Annotated in this window: 20 protein-coding genes and 1 riboswitch; of the genes, 12 read left to right on the plus strand and 8 right to left on the minus strand. The window is 35.5% G+C overall.

The window, feature by feature from the left end:
* Window positions 1-75: 75 nt before the first annotated feature.
* The 6 genes from trxA (M0051_RS02880) (at window position 76) to M0051_RS02905 (ending at window position 6,692) form a co-directional block, all read left to right on the plus strand.
* The gene (gene trxA, locus M0051_RS02880; RefSeq protein ID WP_054714541.1) at window positions 76-438 is read left to right on the plus strand and encodes a thioredoxin; all 363 of its coding nucleotides are present in this window, start codon (window positions 76-78) and stop codon (window positions 436-438) included.
* A gap of 186 nt (window positions 439-624) precedes the next feature.
* Window positions 625-1,065, plus strand: a complete 441-nt coding sequence (trxA, locus tag M0051_RS02885; protein WP_306740031.1) for a thioredoxin — start codon at window positions 625-627, stop codon at window positions 1,063-1,065.
* Between the two features lie 95 nt (window positions 1,066-1,160).
* Window positions 1,161-1,278, plus strand: a riboswitch (TPP riboswitch).
* A gap of 64 nt (window positions 1,279-1,342) precedes the next feature.
* Window positions 1,343-3,808 (plus strand): TonB-dependent receptor, encoded by a 2,466-nt coding sequence (locus tag M0051_RS02890; protein ID WP_306740032.1) that lies wholly within the window; start codon window positions 1,343-1,345, stop codon window positions 3,806-3,808.
* A gap of 53 nt (window positions 3,809-3,861) precedes the next feature.
* Window positions 3,862-4,455 carry a nicotinamide riboside transporter PnuC gene (pnuC, locus tag M0051_RS02895; protein ID WP_306740033.1) on the plus strand — a complete coding sequence of 198 codons (594 nt, stop codon included), beginning with the start codon at window positions 3,862-3,864 and terminating at the stop codon, window positions 4,453-4,455.
* 40 nt (window positions 4,456-4,495) lie between these two features.
* Window positions 4,496-5,119, plus strand: a complete 624-nt coding sequence (locus tag M0051_RS02900; RefSeq protein WP_306740034.1) for a thiamine diphosphokinase — start codon at window positions 4,496-4,498, stop codon at window positions 5,117-5,119.
* Window positions 5,120-5,423: 304 nt separating this feature from the next.
* Window positions 5,424-6,692 (plus strand): DcaP family trimeric outer membrane transporter, encoded by a 1,269-nt coding sequence (locus M0051_RS02905; RefSeq protein WP_306740035.1) that lies wholly within the window; start codon window positions 5,424-5,426, stop codon window positions 6,690-6,692.
* A 154-nt stretch (window positions 6,693-6,846) separates the two neighbouring features.
* On the opposite strand, the gene M0051_RS02910 is transcribed toward M0051_RS02905, so the two are convergent.
* Genes M0051_RS02910 through M0051_RS02930 form a run of 5 tightly spaced genes read right to left on the minus strand, consistent with a single transcriptional unit; the run spans window position 6,847 to window position 12,586 of the window.
* Window positions 6,847-8,709, minus strand: a complete 1,863-nt coding sequence (locus M0051_RS02910) for a sensor histidine kinase (protein WP_306740036.1) — start codon at window positions 8,707-8,709, stop codon at window positions 6,847-6,849.
* A 40-nt stretch (window positions 8,710-8,749) separates the two neighbouring features.
* Window positions 8,750-10,174 carry a D-alanyl-D-alanine carboxypeptidase/D-alanyl-D-alanine-endopeptidase gene (gene dacB / locus M0051_RS02915; RefSeq protein ID WP_306740037.1) on the minus strand — a complete coding sequence of 475 codons (1,425 nt, stop codon included), beginning with the start codon at window positions 10,172-10,174 and terminating at the stop codon, window positions 8,750-8,752.
* On the minus strand, window positions 10,167-10,367 hold the full coding sequence (xseB, locus tag M0051_RS02920) for an exodeoxyribonuclease VII small subunit (protein WP_054714562.1): 201 nt from the start codon (window positions 10,365-10,367) through the stop codon (window positions 10,167-10,169). The genes dacB and xseB overlap by 8 nt, the downstream gene beginning before the upstream one ends.
* Window positions 10,368-11,759 (minus strand): exodeoxyribonuclease VII large subunit, encoded by a 1,392-nt coding sequence (xseA, locus tag M0051_RS02925; protein ID WP_306740039.1) that lies wholly within the window; start codon window positions 11,757-11,759, stop codon window positions 10,368-10,370.
* A 17-nt stretch (window positions 11,760-11,776) separates the two neighbouring features.
* On the minus strand, window positions 11,777-12,586 hold the full coding sequence (locus M0051_RS02930) for a toxin-antitoxin system YwqK family antitoxin (protein ID WP_306740040.1): 810 nt from the start codon (window positions 12,584-12,586) through the stop codon (window positions 11,777-11,779).
* A gap of 305 nt (window positions 12,587-12,891) precedes the next feature.
* On the opposite strand from M0051_RS02930, the gene M0051_RS02935 reads away from it, so the two are divergent.
* On the plus strand, window positions 12,892-13,638 hold the full coding sequence (locus M0051_RS02935; protein WP_306740041.1) for a hypothetical protein: 747 nt from the start codon (window positions 12,892-12,894) through the stop codon (window positions 13,636-13,638).
* Between the two features lie 89 nt (window positions 13,639-13,727).
* Here the strand turns inward: M0051_RS02935 and dnaK are convergent, their stop codons facing one another.
* Window positions 13,728-15,641 (minus strand): molecular chaperone DnaK, encoded by a 1,914-nt coding sequence (gene dnaK / locus M0051_RS02940; protein ID WP_306740042.1) that lies wholly within the window; start codon window positions 15,639-15,641, stop codon window positions 13,728-13,730.
* 426 nt (window positions 15,642-16,067) lie between these two features.
* Here dnaK and panB point away from each other — a divergent pair, with 426 nt between their 5' ends.
* Window positions 16,068-16,886 carry a 3-methyl-2-oxobutanoate hydroxymethyltransferase gene (gene panB / locus M0051_RS02945; protein WP_306740043.1) on the plus strand — a complete coding sequence of 273 codons (819 nt, stop codon included), beginning with the start codon at window positions 16,068-16,070 and terminating at the stop codon, window positions 16,884-16,886.
* A 150-nt stretch (window positions 16,887-17,036) separates the two neighbouring features.
* Window positions 17,037-17,738: an RluA family pseudouridine synthase gene (locus M0051_RS02950; protein WP_306740044.1), complete on the plus strand. Its 702-nt coding sequence runs from the start codon at window positions 17,037-17,039 to the stop codon at window positions 17,736-17,738.
* Between the two features lie 38 nt (window positions 17,739-17,776).
* Here M0051_RS02950 and M0051_RS02955 read toward each other — a convergent pair whose 3' ends face one another.
* Window positions 17,777-18,262: a cytidine deaminase gene (locus M0051_RS02955; protein WP_306740045.1), complete on the minus strand. Its 486-nt coding sequence runs from the start codon at window positions 18,260-18,262 to the stop codon at window positions 17,777-17,779.
* Window positions 18,263-18,520: 258 nt separating this feature from the next.
* On the opposite strand from M0051_RS02955, the gene M0051_RS02960 reads away from it, so the two are divergent.
* Window positions 18,521-19,456, plus strand: a complete 936-nt coding sequence (locus tag M0051_RS02960) for a glucosaminidase domain-containing protein (protein WP_306740046.1) — start codon at window positions 18,521-18,523, stop codon at window positions 19,454-19,456.
* Between the two features lie 60 nt (window positions 19,457-19,516).
* On the opposite strand, the gene M0051_RS02965 is transcribed toward M0051_RS02960, so the two are convergent.
* Complete coding sequence (locus M0051_RS02965; RefSeq protein ID WP_306740047.1) at window positions 19,517-19,966, minus strand: hypothetical protein; 450 nt, start codon at window positions 19,964-19,966, stop codon at window positions 19,517-19,519.
* A gap of 293 nt (window positions 19,967-20,259) precedes the next feature.
* Between M0051_RS02965 and M0051_RS02970 the strand changes: the two genes are divergently transcribed.
* The gene (locus M0051_RS02970) at window positions 20,260-23,550 is read left to right on the plus strand and encodes a hypothetical protein (RefSeq protein WP_306740048.1); all 3,291 of its coding nucleotides are present in this window, start codon (window positions 20,260-20,262) and stop codon (window positions 23,548-23,550) included.
* A 195-nt stretch (window positions 23,551-23,745) separates the two neighbouring features.
* Window positions 23,746-24,093, plus strand: coding sequence for a hypothetical protein (locus M0051_RS02975; protein ID WP_306740049.1), 348 nt, complete (start codon window positions 23,746-23,748; stop codon window positions 24,091-24,093).
* Window positions 24,094-24,210: the final 117 nt, after the last annotated feature.

Genomic DNA, 24,210 nt, shown 5'->3' on the forward strand with positions numbered 1-24,210 from the left:
TGGTATGTTAATTGTTTGATAAAAATATATAGATTTGTATATATTTATAGTAGTAAATTAAATTAGGCGTTAGTTATGGTAGAACATTTAACGAAAGAATCGTTCAAAGAAAAAGTATTTGATTTCGAAAAAAATAAAGATTGGAAATTCGAAGGTAACAAACCATGTTTGGTAGATTTTTATGCAGATTGGTGTGGACCATGTAAAATGGTAGCTCCTATTCTTGATGAGTTGAAGGCAGAATATGGCGAGGCTTTGGATATTTATAAAATAGATACTGAGAAGGAACAAGAATTATCAGCAATGTTCGGAATTCAAAGTATTCCATCATTGTTGTTTATTCCTAAGGATGGTCAACCACAAATGGCACAGGGGGCCTTATCAAAAGAAAATTTTAAACAAGCCTTTGCAGAAGTTTTAAAGGTTGAGGCAAAATAATTGCGATCACAATAAATGAATAACCTATTAAAAATCAGTCGTAAATAGATATCTGCGTTGATTACTGAAAAGTTAAAGAGTTATTAACGGTCGTTGGCAGACACAATAAAAAGCAAATCATTATTAGTTTTAGAGCGATAATGAATTAAAAATGAAACGGTGTTTGCACCTGAAAAGAAAAAGAAAATGAAGAAGTTTTTAATAATAATGTTGGTTGCTTTTATGGGAGTCCATAGTTATGCGCAATCGAATTCTGATGCTAAAATTATCCATTTAGATGATGATAGTTTTAAAGAAATGGTATTTGATTACGAAAAAGGTGGTGATTGGAAATTTGAGGGGAATAAGCCTGTAATTGTTGATTTCTATGCAGATTGGTGTGGGCCTTGCAAAAGAATTGCTCCAGTACTAAAGGAATTGCAAAAGGAATATGGCGATGCCATTCAGATTTATAAAGTAGACACTGATAAGGCTCAAAAAGTATCAGCTGCATTTGGAATCAGAAGTATACCATCTTTGCTGTTTGTGCCTATGGAAGGCAAACCAACAATGGCTCAAGGAGCTTTGCCTAAGGCCACATTTGTAAAAGCAATTAATGACGTTTTGGGAGTGAAAGCCCCAAATTGATTATAGGTTAGAGTAGTTATAATAGTTTAGGTTTTAGAAGTCGGCTTTTTGCCGACTTTTTTGTTTTTGCTAGTTTTCAGACTATCTTTGCGCCAAATCACAGTGGGGTGCCTAATTTTAACTGGCTGAGATCATACCCTTATATCAATTGTTACTATTGATATCGAACCTGATCCGGATAATGCCGGCGTAGGAAAATTGCGAGCTAACTTTTCGCCAACCTGATCTTATAAATACCTCATTGCAATATTTTATTAACGTTTTAATTTATTACACAATGTTTAAGCAAATGAACTCTGTCTTGCGCAGAGCAACTCTGTTAATTGTATTGCAATTTGTATGCTTTATCGGTTTTTCACAATTAAATGTAAATGGAAAAGTTACCGATAAAAGCGGAAATGCACTTCCTGGTGCAGCAATTGCAGTAAAAGGAACTTATTTGGGAACTGTTACCAATTCATATGGTGAATATCAGTTTACAAATTTAAAAGCTGGAGAATACCAATTTGTGATCTCTTTTTTGGGTTATGAAACAAAGGAAAGTTCTGTAAAGCTTACTGAATCAAAGAATTTAGATTTTAAATTAAATCCAACTGCCATAATGGCCGAAGAGGTGCTGGTTGCAGCAACAAGAGCAGGAAACAAAGCTCCTGTAGCAGTAACCAATTTGGGTGGAGAAGAGGTTAGAAAGCAAAATACAGGTCAGGATATTCCATACCAGTTAAGCTTGACTCCTTCTTTGGTAGAATCATCGGAAGCTGGTAATGGTGTTGGTTATTCAGCATTACGCATTCGTGGTACGGATGCTTCTCGTATTAATGTTACCATAAATGGTGTGCCATTGAATGACTCAGAATCGCAAGGTGTATTTTGGGTAAACATGCCAGATTTTGCTTCATCGGTTGATAACATTCAAATTCAACGTGGAGTTGGAACATCTACCAATGGTGCTGCAGCTTTTGGAGCTACTATTAACTTTCAAACAGAAACTGTAAATGCAGATCCTTATGCTGAAGTTCAAAGTGTAGCTGGATCGTTCAATACTTTCCGTAATACTTTTAAAGCTGGAACAGGCTTAATCAATGGAAAATTTAGTTTTGATGCTCGTTACTCAAAGTTAAAGTCTGACGGATATGTTGACCGTGCATTTTCTGATCATGAATCATTTTTTGCCAGTGGTACTTATTACACAGAAAGAAGCATGTTGAAATTCAACATCATTTCGGGTGATCAAAAAACGGGTATTAGCTGGTGGGGGAACCCTACTATTAATAATCCTGATGAAAGTGTTGTTGAGGATAGAAGATACAATCCTGCAGGAGAGTATATTGACGAAAATGGTGTTACAAGGTATTACGACAATCAGACTGATAATTACAAGCAAACGCATTATCAGTTGTTCTACTCACAAGAGTTGACTTCCAATCTGAATTTGAATGCAGCTCTTCACTATACAAAAGGAAAAGGATTCTATGAGCAGTTTCAAGATGATGATAATGATTATCATACTACCGATTACAAGTCTTATGGGTTAACAAATCCTACTGTTGATGGAAAGGAAGTTACCAAAACTGATTTAACTCGTCAAAAGTGGTTGAAGAACGATTTTTACGGATTTACATATTCGTTAAATTATAAAAAGAACAGAATTGATGCATCATTTGGTGGTGCCTGGAATCGTTATGACGGAGATCATTTTGGAAATATTCTTTGGGCTCAAAACGGTGGGGTTCCTAATGGTCATCAATGGTATTTGAATACTGGAGAGAAGACCGATTACAATGTTTTTGCCAAGATGAATGTTGAATTGAGCGACAAATTAAATGCGTATGGAGATGTTCAGTATCGTCATATTTCTTACGATATGGATGGTACGGATGATGATCTTTTGCCATTGGTTCAGGAGCATAAATTTGATTTCTTCAATCCTAAAGTGGGATTGTATTATACCCTTAACGATAGAAACTCAGCTTATGCATCATTTGGTGTAGCTCATCGTGAGCCAACTCGTGCAAACTTTAAAGATGCCAAAGGCGATCCAAGTTCATATCCTGTTGATGAGTCATTATTTGATTATGAATTGGGTTATAACTATAAATCTGCGAAAGCAACTTTTGGTGTAAATCTTTACTACATGTACTATCGCGATCAGTTGGTACCAACAGGAGAGAAAAATAGCGTTGGCTATGATATCATGACAAATGTAGATAAGAGTTACCGAACAGGTATTGAATTGATTTGGGGTGTACAGATTTTTCCAACATTAAAATGGGATGCTAACCTTACTTTAAGTCGCAACAGAATTAAAGACTTTGTAGAGTATTCAACTTACTACGATGAAAATTGGAACAAAGAATATAAAGGGAAAGAGTTAGGAGATACAGACATTAGCTACTCACCGGAAACAGTTGGAAGCAGCATTTTAACCTGGACTCCTTCAAAAGGTTTTGATGTAAGTTTTGTTAGCAAGTATGTAGGGGAACAGTATTTTGATAATACTGCTAGTGCAGATCGAAAGTTGGATGATTACAATGTTCACAACTTAAGATTGAACTACAGTATCAAACCAAGTTGGATGAAAGAAATTGTTTTCCAATTAAGCATTAACAATGTATTTGATACCAAGTATGAAAACAATGCATATGGTGGAAACTGGTATGAGCAAGGTGTTGAAAAAACATGGAGATACTATTATCCACAGGCAGGAACAAATGTTCTGGCAGGTGTAACATTACGATTCTAAAATATAATTTTGTAGAGGCGCACGACTGTGCGTCTCTATCTAATGATTAATATATGAACTGGATAACTGACAATATTGTTGAAATCATAGGAACCATATTAGGATTATTATTTCTGTACCTGGAAATCAAACAGAACAAATGGTTGTGGCCTGTAGGTTTGCTTACTTCTGTAATGTATATCTATGTGTTTTTTGTGGCCAAGCTGTATGCTGATATGTCACTTCAGTTCTATTACGTTTTTATCAGTATTTATGGATGGATTTTATGGGCAAGGGGGAAACAGCAAGAAAAAGAACTGCCTGTCATCCGTTTAAACATGAATTTATTTCTAAAACTATTAGTGACCAGCATTGCAATTTATGCCTTAATTGCTTTCATTTTAGTCAACTTTACCGACGGTTCGATTCCATACTGGGATGCATTTACCACGGCATTGAGTATTGTTGCTACATGGATGTTGGCTCGCAAGATACTGGAACAATGGTTGGTTTGGATTGTTGTAAACTCGGTTTCTTTAGGCTTATATATTTATAAAGATTTGAATTTTACTGCAATACTTTTCTTTTTCTATACTACCATGGCTGTTGTTGGCTACCTGCAATGGAAAAAAGACATGCTTCGTTCTCAGGCTATTTCAGGTAAATAATTAAATTTACAGGCTCAAATTTTATCATCACTGATCGAGAATGCAAAAGAAAGCTGTAATATTAGCAAACGGAGCCTTTCCAACTCACGAAATCCCATTAAAGGAGCTAAAAGAATCAAAACATATCATTTGTTGCGACGGTGCAATTAACAATTTGGAAAAAGCAGGATTAGAACCTTTTGCCATTATTGGTGATTTGGATTCTTTAGATTCAGAATTGAAATGGAAGTATAAGGAGATTATACATCACTTTTCAAATCAAGATACCAATGATTTAACCAAGGCGGTTGAATGGTGTATAGCAAATAAGTATAACGAAATAGCTATAGTTGGAGCAACGGGTAAGCGCGATGATCACATGATTGGTAATGTGTTTCTATTGCCGCAATATGCCAAAAAAGTAAAAGTTAAAATGCTAACCAGTTATGGCGTATTTACGCCAATAGTTCGCTCAAAGAATTTTGATAGTTTTACCAGACAACAAGTTTCCATTTTCTCACCAAACCGAGATACACTAATTACCACAGCAAACTTGCGATATGCTTTAACTAATCAGAAATTGGAAATGATGTGGCAAGGTACCTTAAATGAATCGATGGGTGATAGTTTCAGAATTGAATTTGAAGGAGGGCCATTGATTGTATTTCAAGAATACGAGCAGTAATTGCTAAACCCCTTTCACTTATCCAATAAGCAATCCCGCTTATTACTGCAAAGTGACATTACTTTCCCTTAAGTGATTAATGTTTCTACCGCTCGGTATAAACACCTTCTACCGTACGGTATAAAATCCTTCTACCGCCTGTAGAAGAAGTCTTGTTTCAAGTGTATTTTTGAGTGCTTATTAGGGGGAAGCTTGGTGCCCTTCTTGAATTGATCAATATTTAAGTCTTTCCTATTCAAGTTTTTTGCTTGCTATGAAAAAATCATGATTATATTTGCAGCCGAATTAAAACCTAACAAAATCGATGAAAAAATTAAAAACTCTGTTATTGCTTTTTGTTTCATTCATAAGCATTTCAGGTCTTAACGCACAAAAAAAAGAACTGCCAGTTTCGGTGAAATTTGGTGGATATGTACACACTCTATTCACTTACGATACCCGTCAAATGGTTGCTGCACGCGAAGGTCATATTCTACTGTATCCTAAAAATGAGATTTTAGATGCTGCAGGCGAAGATATTAATGAAGGTGGTGTGTACAATATGGCGGTAATTCAATCGAGAATGAATGCCAAGATTACTGGTCCTGAAATTTTGGGTGCAAAAACCAACGGAATGATTGAAGCTGAGTTTATTGGAAACGGTGAATCGGATACCAATGGTTTACGTGTGCGTCATGCATTTGTAAATTTGGATTGGGGCAATACTTCTCTTTTAATCGGACAGACATGGTCTCCATTGTTTGTTGCTGAAGTTTTCCCATTTACGGTAGGTGCCAATGCAGGTTTGCCATTCAAGCCATTTGCTCGTAATCCGCAAGTGAGATTAACTCATAAAACAGGCAATTGGAAACTGTTGGCAGCAATTGCAACAGAAAGAGATTATACAAGTACTGGTCCTGATGGATCTTCTAACAAATATTTAAGAAATGCCGGGATGCCAATTGTTCAAGGACAGGCGCATTATTACTTAGGGAAGAAAAAACACCTGTTTGGTGTAAGTGGTGAATACAAGAATCTTAAACCATCATTGATGAGTACAACTGGTTCTAAAGAAAATGGAGATTATCAGGAATGGAAAAATGATGAAACCATTTCATCATGGGCAATTATGGGATATTTCAAATTGAATTTCAATCCGGTTACTTTTAAGGCTCAAACCACTTATGGTACCAACCTTACTGATGTGTTAATGTTGGGCGGATATGCTGTGAAGGATTTGAATCCTGTAACCAACGAAGCATCATACACAGGCATTAAAGTAATTGGGTCGTGGGCTGAGTTTTCTTACAAGAAAAATGATTGGGAATATGCCTTCCTTGCTGGATATTCTAAAAATTACGGTGCCCAGGATGATATTGCCTCGACAGATTTGGTTTATGCAAGAAGCAAAGACATTGGAGAGTTGTACCGTTTGGCACCACGTGTTTGTAAAAAATACAAGAACTTAAAGTTCGAATTTGAAGCGGAGTATACTGCTGCTGCATATGGTAAACTTGCAGAAAAAGCTAAGGTTGAAGATACCAAGTGGATAGGTGGTACGAGATATTCATTAGGAGTATATTACTTTTTTTAATTATAAATGATGAATTATGAGTTATGAATGTAAATAAAACCAAGACTCTGTATGATGTATTGTGGATAAGTTTTTCAAATAACGATCGATTTAGTTACCCACTAAATTTCATATAGCACCAAAATTCATAACTCATAATTTCTAATTCATAATTTTATAGCGGGATAGTGAAGTAAAATATGGTTCCTTCCTGTGGTTTCGATTTCATCCAAATTTGACCTCCTAGCATTTCTATTAAGCTTTTACTAATTGCCAGGCCCAAACCTGTACCTCCATATTGTCTTGAGTTTGCATCCAATTCGGCCTGACGGAATCTGTCAAAAATAATGGCTTGTTTTTCTTCCGGAATACCAATTCCAGTATCTCTTACAAAGAATTCAATATACTTTCCTTTAACTGTATAGCCAACTTCAATTTCTCCAGTTTGGGTAAATTTGATCGAATTCTCAATAAGGTTGGTAAATACTTGTTGCAATCGAACGGAATCGGTTGTAACCTCTTGAACTGGATTATCTCCGGGGGTGCTTACAATAAAGTTGAGCTTGTGATTTTCCTTATGCTCTTTAATTGTTTCATAATCATATTTTACCGAATCGAATAACTTGGAGATATTACATCTGTCCAAAACAACCTTTAATTGATTGGTTTCAATTTTTGAGATATCAAGAATGTCGCTAATTAATCTTAATAATCCATTGGTGTTTTTCTGGATAATTGAAATAAACTTCTTTCTTTTTGCCTCTGTTACATTATCACCTGAAAGTAGCTCTGTAAATCCCAATATGGCATTCATAGGTGTGCGTATTTCATGTGACATATTGGCCAGGAAAGCTGATTTTAATCGGCTTGATTCTTCTGCAACCTCTATCGCTTTTTGGAGTTTTACGTTGGTTGCAGTAATTTCCTGCATATGTACTTTTTCTTTCTGTTCTCTTAATTTTCTCAGGTGAATATTAATCATCATTACGATGATAATAATGGTTAAAAGGATCAAAATGGTTAAAGCGAGTATAAATATTTCCTTGTTTTCTTTAATCAGACTGTAGGGTTCATTAATTAGCTTGGAATTTTTAGGCAAATCCTTAATCTTGATATTAAAATTTACCAATTCATTATAATCGAACACATACTGGTATTCAGATTTCATTGGGGGAATAACATCAATAGGAGTGCCGGATAATACTTTTTTAGCCATTTGGGCAGTTTGCTTGCCGTGAGTTCTTCCTGTCATTAAAGATCCACCTATGGCACCATGGTTAAGATAAAAATCCCAAACACAGTAAATTGGAACTTTACAATAGGGTTTACATTCAGAAAACCCCTTTTCGTAAGTGTAATAATTGCCGTCAATATCTCTATTATATAACAAGTAAAGAACAACATCATTAGAATGTAATTTTGAAAGTTGAATTTTTAATTCTTGTAAACTTTTGGTTTTCAAAACTTCAAATCTAACAGGTTTGCCCATTTCCTGAATTTGTTCATCTAGTATAGTAATCAAGTTTTTTCCTGTGGTACTATAATCCGTTACAACTACTATTTTAGAATAGGTTGGATGGTGCTTTTCAATTAAATCAATTGTGGCACATACATTAAAATTTTCAAATACACCTGTATATCCTTTAGGAGGATCAACAAAAGAGTTTAAACCAGAAAAAACGACAGGAACTTTACCGAAAACTTCATCACGATTTTTGATTAAAAAGTCGTAGGCATTGTTGTCAGTAGAAATAATTAAATCAAATTTTTGACCCTTAGACTTGTACTGATAATGCGCTTTTAAGTGTTCCAGATACTCTTCAGAGAAATATCTTTTTGAATCCATATACTCGATATGAAGTGTCGTATTTGGATCTTGCAGAAGTTCTCTTTTTATACTATTTAGGGTAGAATCAGTCCAGCTAAGACCATTGTGGTAGGAGTTTAAAATTAATATGTGTTTGTTTACAGATGAATAGGCACTTAAACTACATAGTATAAGCAGCGAAAGTATTATTGACTTAATACTAATTCTCATAAGAAAGATTGAATTGATTTGTATCGTTAACCAATTCAATTTAATAATTATAAGTATGAATTAAAAGCTTTAGCAATTTATTATTGAGTTCCTTAGATGAGCAATGATGATTATTAATTAAAATACATACAATGTAAGTTTTGCCTTCTGAGTTTTTTAAATAGCCACAAAAAGTTCTTACACCTGTCATCGATCCAGTTTTGGCCTTCCAATTGTTTACAAGTTCACTGCCTTTCCCAAAATATTTTAAAGTACCCGATTTGCCAGCAACAGGAAGTGATGATAAGAAAGCATCATAATTTTTGCTGTGATACATGTCAGTCAGGATTTGACTAAAAAACTCAGCAGAAATGGCATTAAAATGCGATAAACCACTACCATCGAGTAAATTTTGGTATTTGGTTTCAATACCTTTTGCTTTCCAAAACTCATTGATGGTATTCGTTCCCGTTTTCCAATCGGCTTTTTCATTTTTCTTTTGTGCAATTTCAAAAAGTAATTGATCGGCAAAAAGGTTAACGCTTTTCTGGTTGGTCCAGTACACGATTTCTTTTAGTTTGGGAGATGGGATTTCGAATAACTTTTTGCGATTGGTTCGAGGCTTGATTTTTTGATTCAGAACTCGAATGTTATTATTCTTTAATTCTGATTTAAGATCATCAAGTAAGGCAAATTCTGGGTGAAGAAAAGCTCCTTTTACCTTAAATTCATTTCGATTCTGAGGTATGCTGCCTTCTATTCTTCGTAAATTACTTGTGTTACCACCAAAAATATATGCCAAATCGCGATTGATTTCTGAGCTTAGAACCTGATTGTCGAATTCCAAACCTGTATTGTGTGGAACCGTTTTCCAAATTTTGGTTTTGTTTCCAGCTTTACCCGATTTAAAATAAAGGGTGTACATGTTATCTCGATAGTTGATGGCATTGGGAACAGCACCATAATAATTGCCAATATCTTCCCATATCCAGGTTCTTGGAATGGATGGTTTGAAATATGAATTATCTACCAGAATATTACCATTGATAGTACTGATATTTAATTTTTTTAGTTTTGATGCAATTCTGTTGGCAATGTTTTGTTGAGATTCAAAATATTTCGATTCCAACGTAGGATCACCTCCTCCTGTAATAATTAGGTTCCCTTTTAGCTTTCTATTTTCAATATTCCCATCAGTTTCGATAAGCGTTTTAAACTGATAATCTCCACCTAAAATTTCCAAAGCACTAGCCGTGGTAACTAATTTTTGACTCGAAGCTGGTGTTAAAGCCAATTTCGAGTTGTGTTGAGCTAATATTTTACCCTTTTCAACATCTTTAATAATAATGCCAATCCCAGCCGAATAAAAGCAGGAATCAGCGGTGAATTCATCTACAAATTGTTGAATTTTATTGTTTGTAGTTTTTTGGGAAGTGCATGAAAATCCCCAAACTACAAATGCAAAAAGGAGTAAAATTTTATTCATCGATCTCTTTTAAAATTTTTTCAACTTCTTTTTCTGTACTATTTAATTTTGCCTTACAAATCACCAATAATTCTGAAACTCGTTTTACCTTTTCGGATAAATCATCAACATCTAGTTCTTCATTTTCAATCAACATGATTGTCTCTTCGATTTCGGCAATTGCTTCGCTGTAACTGATCTTTTTCTTAGCCATTTATTTGTATTTTTTAGGATTTACTTTTTGAATTTCACTCTCAACCAGACCATCTTTAAATCTGGTTTCAATTTTATCGTTCTTAGATAATGATGAAATATCTTTCACTATTTTTCCATCCTTTAAAGTTAGTGTATATCCTTTTTGTAAGATATTTTCAGGGTTTAGATATTTTACACTTTGCTCGTGTAGTGATAATTTATGCTTTTGATTTTCGAGTAATCTACCAACTCGAATGCCAATTTTACTTTGCAGGTGTTCAGCATGACTCTTTTCATTACTTAATCGATGTTCTAAGCCTAATTTCAATTTGGTTTTAAAACTCTGCAAGTTAAAAGAGTGTGATTTTGTTAATTGTTTTGCCGAATGAATTAGTTTTTCATTCGCCAGCAAAAGCTGATTTGATTTTCGTTCCAATATGTTTTTAACCAATGGCGAAAACTTGTTGGATAGATAATGCAAATTCTCCGAAGCCTCAAGCAGAATCTCATTTATTCCATTATAAAATTCTTCCTGCAAACTTTCATGATAAGCTTGTTTCTCGTCGAAACAGTCAATCAGGTATTCGGCAGCTGCAGTTGGAGTTTTAACACGGACATTGGCTACAATATCAACAATGGTTTCATCTCTTTCGTGTCCGATCCCTGACATTACAGGAAGTGGAAACTGGGCAATATTAAAAGCCAACCAGTAGCTATCGAAACAATTCAAGTCGGCAGTTGAACCACCGCCACGAATAATGACAACAACATCAAATACATCCTCATACTCATTAATTCGATCTAGTGCCTCAATAATAGATTCTTCGGCCTGATTCCCTTGCATGATGGCAGGAAACAGTTTGTAGTGAAATTTGTATCCGGAAACATTGTTTTCCAATTGGTTTGTGAAATCTTCGTAACCAGCTGCCGTAGGAGAGGAGATAAGTGCAATACATTTTGGAATTTCCGGGAAATCAATCTCTTTGTTCATTTCCAAAACCCCTTCTTCTTCCAATCTGTTCAGGATCTCTTTTCTTCTTTTGGCAATATCTCCCAGTGTATAACTAGGATCGATGTCTTTAATGTTTAAGGTGTAGCCGTAAATTTCCTGAAATTCTATCCCAACATTAATTAAAACCTTAATTCCAGCTGAAAATCTTTGACCAGTGCTGGTTTCAAAATAAGGTTTTAACATCCTAAATGTATAGGCCCATATAGTTGCTCTGGCTTTGGCAATAATTTGATCTGTATCATCATCCTTTTCGACCAACTCCAAATAACAATGACCATTCTGATTGTAGCGGACTTCGCTAATTTCTGCAACAATCCACAAATCAGAATCAAAAGAGTTTTTTAAAACTCCTTTAATCTGATTATTTAATTGAAATAAACTTATTCCTTTGTTTGTCATGGTTTCCTTTCGGGAGTTTATCGTCTCATCTGAGAGCGTAAGAATGAATCAGGATCGTTTAGGTAATTTTCTGGATCACTTTTGATTAGTTTCTCCTTCTGAGCTTCCATTTGCTCCAGTTTTTTCATTTGCTGTTTATCAAGCTCATCCTGATTCAAAGCCACACCATTTTTGTATTCAATGGTAAAAAGCAAATCTCCTTTCTCAGAATAATGATTCCAATTACCGGACTTTTTATTATTGAGATAATCTCCTCCAAATTCGATGATGCCATTAGGATAATATGCCTGAAAATAACCATTTAGTTTACCCTCTTGGTACTTCGCTTCAATATAGGGGGTACCATCTTCAAAAAAGCGCTTCCAAATGCCATGTTTTTTTCCGTTAAGGAAAGGAATAGATTCTGAAATTTTGCCATTTTTAAAACGGTATTCACTAAGTCCATTTTTAATGCCATTTTGGAATGTTTCACTTGCTCGAACATTTCCTTTTTTATCGAAATAGTTCCAAATGCTATCCTTCTGCGATTTTATAAAATTTCCCTTGGCAACAAGTTGAGCAGATTCATTGTAAAGTTCTGCTTTTGCTTTAATCCCATTTTTAGAAAAAATTAATACAGCTTTTAAGTTACCATTGGTATGAAAGCGTTCCATTCGTCCACTGGGCTTGTTGTCGAGAAAATAGCCTTTGTATTTGATTTTTCCATTTGGGTATTTTTTAATCCAAACCCCTTGTTTTAAACCATTTTTGTCTGTTTTGTTGATTTCTTGAGCAGGTGAAAATATTGGTGCTATAATCAAGAGTAGAATAAATAAGTATTTTATCATTTTGTTCAGTTTTTATCTTCTGGGCAATTTTGTTATTACCATATAAGCTAGCTAACACAAAACTAATAAAACTATAATAGCGATAAAAAAATCTTGGGCTTTTCCCATAAAAACCAATAGGTTCGAATCGTTAATAATAGAAATATGTTGTACATCATTTGTAAAATTTTTTGGATGGTGTTGATATTTCGTATTTTATGAATCGAATTAAATGTATTTTCCTCTAATTATGTATTGTTTTATGTGGTGATGAGACAATTGAAGTGATAAAATACATTTTTCAGATTTGATTTCATAAAGACTGAATGAATTATGGAATCAAAAATGGTGGAAACAATAACAAAAGCATAACTAATAAAATTGGTGGTATGGAGACAATGGATTTTCCTTTTAATTTCGATGAAATGCCAATAGCGGCAAAATTCATCTCCGACAGTTTCTCTAGAGATATTGAGGACTTTCAAAGAGTTTATCCTGTATTTGATGATGTGTTTAAAGCACGTTTTGCTGAGCAAATCAGAAAAGCAAAAGATATTGTTTGTTGTGGCCCTGAAGGGGTGAAAATTCAGAATATTAGGATTGGAGTATTTAGAAAAATAGAAAGTTTAAATACTTTAATTTTGGAGACACAAGATTATTTTCCAATCTCAAGAATAAAGCAGTATGATTATATTGTAGAGATTGTGGAAAAAAAGAATTTAAGCTCAATACTGTCGATTGTACCAAACCTTTTGCAGCAGCTTGAGGCAAATATGCCAACACAAAACGAAGATGTGGCTCAATCTATAATAGATGGAATTCGTTCAATTTATCAGGTTCTGAAGTTAGATCGTATAGAACTAAATCGTCTACTTAATTCACGTGGATTGTTGAAGGAAGAAGTTTTCCGTTGTTTAAATCATCTTTGGGCAACGATGCAGGATGTTATGGAGATTGGGCAAAGCTTATATCGAAAGGATGATCCAATGAAATGTGTTGAGTATGAATTGAATTATATCAAGATGAAAGTGAAGACTTTTTGGATGCACTCAGTACCAGATACAGTAGATTAGTACAACTGCTAAACTTAAAATTTAAATTACCAGCATAAAAAAATGGCGATCGAAACTCGATCGCCATTTTTTATATATCTGAAGTCAAATTATTTTACTTCTTCAAAGTCAACGTCAGTTACTTCATCATCAGATTTAGCTTGACCTCCAGCTTGACCTCCTTGTGCACCAGCATCAGGGCCTGGTTGGCCACCTTGCTGTTGTTGTGCATTGTACATCTCTTGAGATGCAGCTTGGAATACATTGTTCAACTCATCGATAGCAGCATTACAAGCGTCAACATCCTGAGCTTTGTGTGCTTCTTTCAATTTGTTCAATGCATCTTCGATTGGCTGTTTCTTATCAGCTGGCAATTTATCACCGATTTCTTTCAACTGCTTTTCAGTCTGGAAAATCATACCGTCAGCTTTGTTCAAAGTATCGATTCTTTCTTTTGCTTTGTTATCAGCTTCTTCGTTCGCCTTAGCTTCTTCTCTCATTCTGTTGATTTCGTCATCAGACAATCCTGAAGATGCCTCGATACGAATATTTTGCTCTTTACCAGTTCCTTTATCTTTAGCAGATACATTCAAGATACCATTAGCATCGATATCGAAAGTTACTTCGATTTGTGGAATACCACGTGGTGCTGGTGGAATACTATCTAAGTGGAAACGACCGATTGTCTTGTTACCTTGAGCCATTGGTCTCTCACCTTGAAGAATGTGAATCTCTACAGAAGGCTGGTTGTCAGCTGCAGTTGTAAATGTTTCAGTCTTCTTGGTTGGGATTGTAGTGTTCGCCTCAATCAATTTAGTCATTACACCACCCATAGTTTCAATACCTAATGAAAGAGGAGTAACATCCAAAAGAAGAACATCTTTTACTTCACCAGTTAATACACCACCCTGAATTGCAGCTCCTACAGCTACTACTTCATCAGGGTTTACTCCTTTTGATGGAGCTTTACCGAAGAATTCCTGTACTTTATTTTGAATGGCAGGGATACGAGTAGAACCACCAACCAAGATAACTTCGTCAATTTCAGAAGCAGATACACCAGCATCTTTCAACGCAACTCTACATGGCTCGATTACAGCTTGAATTAAGCTATCAGCCAATTGCTCGAATTGTGCACGAGAAAGAGTTTTAACCAAGTGCTTTGGAATACCATTCACTGGCATAATGTATGGCAAGTTGATTTCAGTGCTAGTTGAGCTAGACAATTCAACTTTAGCTTTCTCAGCAGCTTCTTTTAAACGCTGAAGAGCCATAGGATCCTGACGCAAGTCAATGCCTTCTTCTTTATTGAATTCATCAGCCAACCAGTCTATAATTACCTGGTCGAAATCATCACCACCAAGGTGAGTATCACCATTAGTTGATTTCACTTCGAATACACCATCACCTAATTCAAGAACTGAAATATCGAAAGTACCACCACCAAGGTCGAATACTGCGATTTTCATATCCTGATCTTTCTTATCAAGACCATATGCCAAAGAAGCAGCTGTTGGCTCATTGATGATACGCTTAACAGTTAAACCAGCAATTTCACCAGCTTCTTTGGTTGCTTGACGCTGTGCATCGTTAAAGTAAGCAGGAACTGTAATTACAGCTTCAGTTACTTCTTGTCCAAGATAATCCTCAGCAGTTTTCTTCATTTTCTGAAGAGTCATAGCTGAAATTTCTTGTGGAGAATATTTTCTATCATCGATTTCAACACGTGGAGTGTTGTTGTCGCCTTTTAAAACTTTATATGGAACACGTCCGATTTCCTTACCTACTTTATCGTAAGTTTCACCCATGAATCTCTTAATAGAGAAAATTGTTTTAGATGGGTTTGTGATAGCCTGACGTTTTGCAGGATCACCTACTTTTCTTTCACCACCTTCAACAAAAGCTACAATAGATGGAGTTGTTCTTTTTCCTTCACTGTTAGGAATTACTACAGGCTCGTTACCTTCCATTACGGATACACAAGAGTTGGTAGTTCCTAAGTCGATTCCAATAATTTTACCCATTTTAAGTATTTATTTAATGTTCTTATTTTTTTCTAATACACTCGCGGATCATTTTTAAATCCGATAGGGAATAATCAAAGCCTGTGCCATTCCAAAAATTATAGTTTCGAATGTAAAACTGGCACAGATTGTAAAAATATCAGCAAAAATCATGACAGTTTTACTGACAGAAAGACAGAATCTGTAATGATTAATTATAAATGATGCATTATTCATGGAACATTCATTCAGCTTTTTATTCATTGTGCGCACTCACTTTATATCTCATTAAAGCAACTCTTCATTAACTTTTTTCTTTTAGCTTGATACTTTATCCTTTTTTATACCTTTGCAGTCTTATACCATTGAAAAAATGTTGATGGTATGAATTAAAACAGAATTGGGATAATTGCACCTTACTTATCTATTGTCCAAAAATTTAAGATCATGTCAATTCATAAAGAATCGGTAAAGAGAGTGACAACACATGTACTCTCAGAAATGAAATTGAAGGGAGAAAAAATCTCCATGCTAACTTCTTACGACTACTCTATGGCTACTATAGTTGATAGGGCAGGTATAGACGTAATATTGGTTGGCGATTCGGCATCTAATGTTATGGCAGGACATGAAACCACATTGCCTATTACTTTAGATCAGATGATTTATCATGGTGCGTCGGTTGTTCGTGCTGTACAAAGAGCTTTGGTGGTAGTTGATTTGCCTTTTGGTACTTATCAAGGAAACTCGAAAGAAGCGTTGAATTCTTCCATTCGTATCATGAAAGAGGCAAGTGCTGATGCTGTGAAATTGGAAGGTGGTAGTGAGGTATTGGAATCAGTTAACCGAATTCTATCCGCTGGTATTCCTGTAATGGGGCATTTGGGATTAACGCCACAATCCATTCATAAGTTTGGTACCTATGCGGTTCGTGCCAAAGAGGAGGAAGAAGCGAAAAAACTGCTTGAAGATGCCAAACTATTGGAGGAAGCAGGATGCTTTGCAATTGTTTTGGAGAAAGTGCCTGCAACATTGGCAAAAAAAGTTGCCGAAAGTGTATCTATTCCTATTATTGGAATTGGTGCTGGTAATGGAGTTGACGGGCAGGTATTGGTTATTCATGATATGTTGGGAATTACTCAAGAGTTTTCTCCACGTTTCTTAAGAAGGTATCATAACTTGTTTGCTGAAATTAAGGGGGCAGTTGAAACCTATATTGGAGATGTGAAATCGATAGATTTCCCTAATGAAAGAGAGCAATATTAGTGTCCCGATAGCTATCGGGAGAGTGAATGTGTTAATTAGTGAATGTGTACTTTGAATTAAATTTTAGCTTATTTAAAATAAGCTGGATTGGAATAATTAAAGGTCTGTTTCATTAATAATTCATCATTTATAATTTATAATTGAATTAAGGTGGCAAGAGAAAGACTAGAAGTATTATATGAGGACAATCACATTATTGCGATTAACAAGCGATGTGGTGATATTGTGCAAGGAGATCAGACTGGTGATGAACCTTTGAGCGAGAAGGTAAAAAAATACATCAAAAAAAAATATAACAAACCAGGAGATGTTTACCTTGGTGTACCTCATAGAATTGACAGACCGGTTAGTGGGGTTGTTATTTTTGCTAAAACCAGCAAAGCCTTAACACGTTTGAATAAAATGTTTCAGCAAAAGGCTGATCAAATCGATAAGATTTACTGGGCAGTAGTTCAAAATTGTCCGAGAGTGGAAGAGGAAACATTAAAGCATTACTTACTAAGAAATCAGGAAAAAAATCGTACCAACGTATTCGATAAAGAAAAGAAAGGTGCGAAAGAGGCAATTCTTGAATACAAATTGTTAACTCGCTCTCAGAAGTATTTCTTGTTGGAGGTAAAACTTCATACAGGTCGTCATCATCAAATTAGAGCTCAGCTTTCAAAAGTTGGCATGCCAATTCGTGGTGATTTAAAATATGGTGCCCCTCGTTCTAAAAATGGAGGAGGAATTGGACTTCATGCCAGGGAAATTGGTTTTATGCATCCAGTAAAGCAAGAGCCAATTAGAATAAAAGCTCCAGTTCCACAGGATGACAATTTGTGGAAGGAATTACAAAAATTAGCAGAATAAATAATAAAAAAAACGGAAGCCAATGGCTTCCGTTTTTTTTATTCAGTCAACATATCCTTATCAAAGAAAAGCGGCAACAATTGCTTAATGCTTTCCACAATTCTAATTTTGTTTTCGCCACAAAGAATTACTCTAATTGGCTGATTGTATCTGTCTTCGGTTTCTAATAAAACTTGACGACACGAGCCACATGGAGGAACCGGAGTTTCCAGAAAACTGCCATTTGTTCTTGAGGTAATGGCAATTGCTTTAACAGGCACATCGGGATATTTGGCATTGGCATAAAAAACCGCTACACGTTCTGCACATAAGCCCGATGGATAAGCAGAGTTTTCCTGATTGTTACCTTGAACCATTTCACCATTATCCAACAATAAAGCTGCACCAACATTAAATTTTGAATAAGGAGCATAAGAGCGATGTGCCGCATCTTTGGCTTGTTTTACCAATGCTTGATCTTCTTTTGAAAGTTCGTCTATCGAATCGTATTCGTAAACTGTTGTTATAATTTGTGTTTTCTTCATTTTATAGCCATTAGTAAGCAGTATTAAGTAATTGGTTATATACTAACTACTCGTACTCATAAATATACAATAGTTTCGATAATATTTACTAAAACATCATCGTTAGCTTATCAACGGAATATCTTGTGAATAAAAATTGATACAGAAATATCAATGGATAACAGGATTGTTATATTTTTATGGTTGTTTTTGAAATCGGAACGAAGATATACATAAATTTTGATTTCTCATTTATTATCGCTTTCACTTTAAATTTTTATGAAGAAAATTATCCTATACACACTGCTTGTACTTGCCACATGTTCAAGCGTATTCGCAAAAAATTATACCAGAAAAGAATACATTCAAAAATATAAGGATTTGGCCATTCGAGAGATGGAACGCACAGGTATTCCTGCCAGTATCACAATGGCTCAGGGAATATTAGAGTCGCAAAATGGAAATTCTGATTTGGCTCGCAAGGCCAATAATCACTTCGGTATTAAGTGTCACGATTGGGTTGGCCCGAGTATGAAATTCGATGATGACAAAAAAAATGAATGCTTTAGAAAATATACCAACCCATACGATTCTTATAAAGATCATTCAAAGTTTTTGACAACTCGTTCTCGCTATGCCTTTTTGTTTAAATACCGATCAAATGATTACAAACGTTGGGCTCATGGATTAAAAAAAGCAGGTTATGCTACCGATCCCAAGTATGCACACAAACTGATAAATATTATCGAAGCTGAATACCTGTATAAATTGGATAGAAAAGGCGCCGGTAAAGATTTTATTGTAACCAAACCTGATGATACAGAATTGGCGGATATTGATGGTGATATAAGCATTGATCCGTTTGGAGCCCGATTGGAAATTGCCAATGGTATTCATTATATCGTAACTAAAAAAGGTGATACTTTCTACAGCATTGAAAAGAACCTGGGGGTAGAGCGCAAAAAGTTACTTCGCTATAACGACCTTCCTAGAAATTACATCTTACAGGTTGATCAAAGGTTATATTTGCATAATAAGCGAAATAAAGCTGCCCGAGGCTATAATTTCCACCGTGTAAAAGAAGGTGAATCATTGTATGATATTTCGCAGCAGTACGGAGTGAAATTGAAAAGACTTTGCAAGTACAATGGAGTGAAGAAAAACTACAAAGTACAGACAGGTGAGCGTATTTGGTTGCGTAAAAAGAAAAGATAGTCAATAACAAAAAGTAATAGGTGTAAAATCCGGTTCCTAAGAACCGGATTTTTTGTACAGTTATTTTTTCGAATAGATCAAACTTCCACCAATAGTGAGTGCAGCCGATATAATCATGATGTTTTTGATTACATATTGGCCTTCGAGAGTTGGAAGTAAAATGTTTCCTCCTTGAAATGTAACTTCTGGAAGCATAAACAGAGGCATAAATGTTCCTGTCATTTGAAGGAATAATAAGCCAATAGCTATGCGTGTACTTTTTTTGAACAAGAAGAATACTCCAATCAATACTTCCCACCATCCAATAATATCGACCCAGGTTTCAGCATCAAATAATGGCATCCAGCTAACGGTTGATTTTACCAAAGGTATGGCAGCTGATAGGCCAATTGGCTTTAGTATACCAAACCAAATAAAAATCACAGCAAATGATATTCGAATGGCAGGTATCGATAATCTTTGCATGTACTTGGCAATTTTACGATCCAGTTCTTTAAATTCTATATTCATAATCATCTTAGTTTTTAAGTTACGCGATGGTCTGATATTATCCTCTTCGGAAATAAAAGACTTGTTTGTCTTAAATATATGCTTTTTTCTATTTCTAATTTATGTTGGAGAGCAGATGAGGTGGAAGAGGAGCCTTATCTCAAACTAAAGAGGTGATTGGTGAATTAAATTAATGAGTTCAGGTTAGGAAATGATCTGAGAATCATATAAATTCAACAGTCATAATAAAACACACAAGTTGTAGTGACTATCTTCAACCAAATAGCACTTCAACTCATCCTAAAACCAATCATATGAATACTTTTACAAGCAGTCTGAAACGAATGTTTGTAGTTTTGGCATTAATAGGCCTTATTCTACCTGCACATTCTGTTTTGGCAAAGAAAAAAACAAAAGAACCAACAAAAGATTCCTTAATCAATTCAAGTTTAGTTAGCGGATTAAAATTTAGAGGAATAGGTCCTGCTACCACTTCAGGGCGAATTTCTGATTTTGCAGTCAATCCGAATAATCATAGTGAGTACTATGTGGCGGTTTCGAGTGGTAATATTTTTAAAACCATTAACAATGGGACTACCTGGAAACCAGTTTTCGATAAGTATGGATCATACTCCATTGGAGTAGTAACAATGGATCTGAATAACAGCAATGTGGTTTGGGCTGGTACAGGAGAGAACAATCATCAGCGAGCTTTGGGCTATGGTGATGGCGTATACAAAACCATGGATGGCGGCAAGAGCTGGAAAAATATGGGTTTGAAAGATTCACGTCATATTGGTGGCATCGTAATCGATCCACGTAATTCTGATATTGTATTTGTCGCTGCCGAAGGTTCGGTTTGGGGACCTGGAGGTGATCGTGGTTTGTATAAGACCATCAATGGTGGTAAGAACTGGAAAAAAGTTCTTAATATCAGTGAGAACACTGGGGTAAACAATGTAATCATCGATCCGGTTGAACCTGATGTGATGTACGCAACATCAGAACAGAGACGTCGTCATGTTCATGCAAAAATTAATGGTGGACCAGAATCAGCCATATACAAATCAACAGATGGAGGAGAAAATTGGCGCAAACTAAAGTCGGGCTTACCTTCGGGACATGTTGGAGGAATGGGAATTGCCGTGTCTCCGGTAAATCACAACTATGTTTATGCTATTATTGAGGCTGCTACAGGAAGTGGTTTCTATCGCTCTACAGATAGAGGTGAATCATGGTCTAAAATGAGTGATCATGCAAGTAGTGGTCAATATTACAATGAAATTTACTGCGATCCAGTTGATGTTGACAAAGTATATTCCGTTGAAACCTTTAGTCATTTTACTGAAGATGGAGGTAAGACCTGGAAACGACTAGGTTTGAAAAATCGCCATGTTGACGATCATGCGCTTTGGATTGATCCTTGCGATACCAAACATTTCATGATTGGTGGAGATGGAGGTATCTACGAAAGTTTTGATGCGGGTGCAACTTACGTATTCAAATCGAATTTATCGGTAACTCAGTTTTACAGAGTTCAAGTAGATAACGCGCTTCCTTTTTACAATGTATATGGTGGAACTCAAGACAATAATACACTTGGAGGGCCATCTCAAAATATTAGCCGAAGAGGTGTAACAAATGACGAGTGGGAACCAATTCTTGGAGGAGATGGTTTTTGGGCTCAAATCGATCCAAAAGATTCGAATATTGTTTATTGTGAATATCAGTATGGAAATTCATATCGATACGATAAACAGAGTGGAGAAAAAATCAATATTAAACCTCGTGAAAGAAAAGGAGAGAAGGCATACAAATGGAATTGGAATGCTCCTATGATACTATCGACACACAAACATACTCGATTGTATGTTGCTGCCAATAAAGTATTCCGCAGCGATGATCGTGGAAATTCGTGGGAAGTGATCAGTGATGATTTAACAACAGGAAAAGATCGAGATTCGTTTAAGGTAATGGGAAAATATTGGAGTGCCGATGCTGTGAAGAAACATGTTTCTACCTCGCAGTTTGGAACCATTGTTTCTTTGGCAGAATCTCCAATAAATGAAAATTTATTGTATGTAGGAACCGATGACGGATTAATTCAGGTAAGTGAGCAAGGTGGAAATACATGGATGAAACATGCAACATTCCCGGGAATTCCTCAATACACTTACGTGAGTGATATAATGCCTTCGAAACATGATGAGAATGTTGTTTATGCATCTTTTGATAACAGAAAGAGAGATGATTTTAAGCCATACATTTTAAAGAGTACTGATAAGGGGAAAACCTGGACCAATATTGCTGGTAATTTGCCAAAAAATGGAACGGTACATACCATCGAGCAAGATTTTGAAGATCCGAATTTACTGTTTGTGGGAACTGAGTTTGGAATCTTTTTTACCAAAAACAATGGAAAGAATTGGATACAGCTAAAAGCTGGAATTCCAACCATTGCGGTGCGCGATTTAACCATTCAGGAACGCGAGTGCGATTTGGTGGCGGCAAGCTTTGGTCGTGGCTTTTTTATTTTAGATGATTATTCTCCTTTGAGATCAGTAGATGTAGAGTTGATTGAAAAAGAAGCTGAATTATTCCCTATAAAAGATGCGTTAATGTACATTCAGAAAGGTGGAAAAGGAAGCATGGGACATACTTATTTTACTGCTCCTAATCCTGCCTTTGGAGCTACATTTACCTACTACTTAAAGGAAGTACCAAAAACAGCAAAGCAAGCTCGTCAGAAGAAAGAGAAAGAATTGCTTAAGAATGGGGAGTACATTCCGCAACCAAGTTGGAAAGAGTTGGAAGATGAGAAGAAAGAAGTAGCTCCATATTTGATGTTTACAATAAAAGATGCAGATGGAGAAGAGATTCGTAAGATTACAACAAATGCTAAAAAAGGAATTAATCGTGTGAATTGGGACTTAAAATTCCCTTCAGTTTCACCAGTGAAAAACAAGGAGTTTAAGCCTACAAAAAAAGCCAGATCGGGCATGTTTGTGATGCCAGGCAACTATCAGCTTGAAATGGGAATGGTAACCAATGGGAAATATGAAATGTTGGCAGAAGGCATAAAATTTAAAGCAGTTACTTTAAACAATAGAACATTGCCTGCCGAAAACCGAAAAGAATTGGTGCAATTTCAGCAAAAAGTGGCACGTATGTTAAAGGCAATTCAGGGAAGTATGCAAATGGTAGAATCTTATAAAGCCAAAATAGCTGCCATAAAAACTGCACTGGTACAAACTCCGGGAATTGATGCGAATGTATCTGAGAAAGTTGAGGAATTATCAATCGAGTTAAATGAGATTGAATTCTTGTTTGAAGGTGTTCCGGCAAGAGCAAGTTGGGAGGAAATCCCTCCGGCACAGATTCCAATTTCGAATAGAATAAACAACATTGTTGGTACACACTGGGCAAGTACTTCGGGAGTTACAAAAACTCAGAAAGATCAGTTTGAGATATTGAAAGAAGAGTTCCCAACTGCATTGAAGAGATTGCAGAATTTGGCTGGTGATATGAAGTGGGTAGAAGTAGAATTAGAAAAGCAAGATGCTCCTTGGACACCAGGTCGAATTCCTACTTATACAGTAGAGTAAAAATTGAAAAAAGATTATAACAATTGAAAAACAGTTGTTTTAGATTAGATACAAGGCATTGCCTTGTATCTTTTTTATAGCATATTTTTTTGTGTAAAATCAAATTAAAAGGTGTGATTTTTGGCATTGTTTTGGTGGTAACATCAACTCTAAGAAATCAATAGTAAACTAATCTATAATCAATACAATTGAATCATGAAAAAAATAATCTTCTATTGTTTGGGAGTGGTATTGATGGCATCATGCCAGATGACACAAACCATTGTTACTCCACCTGCCAATGTAAATGTCCCGAAAAATGCATTTTTTATTTCTCAATCGGGAACCGAAAATACAATAATGCAGACCATTATCGATTTGGAAAATAACGAAATGGTAGTACTTACCTACAATTATGCAAATATTGCAAATGTAACACGAACTGGAATATATTTAAATCCTGATGATTATCGAAATATGAAAATTGTGGGAACCGACGCACCATATTCCAAGGGGGAAGAGGAAAAGAAACCTCCTCACCCAAATGATTTTAAAGAGAAATAGAAGTTAAAGCAATAGAAAAAGGGATAATTCATGATGAATTATCCCTTTTTATTTTGGTTAAAGACAAGGCATCGCCTTGTCTCTAATATTTTATCCAATGATTTCACAAACTTAAAG

Origin of the sequence: Marinifilum sp. D714, assembly GCF_030851345.1 — a bacterium.
GTDB lineage: Bacteria > Bacteroidota > Bacteroidia > Bacteroidales > Marinifilaceae > Marinifilum.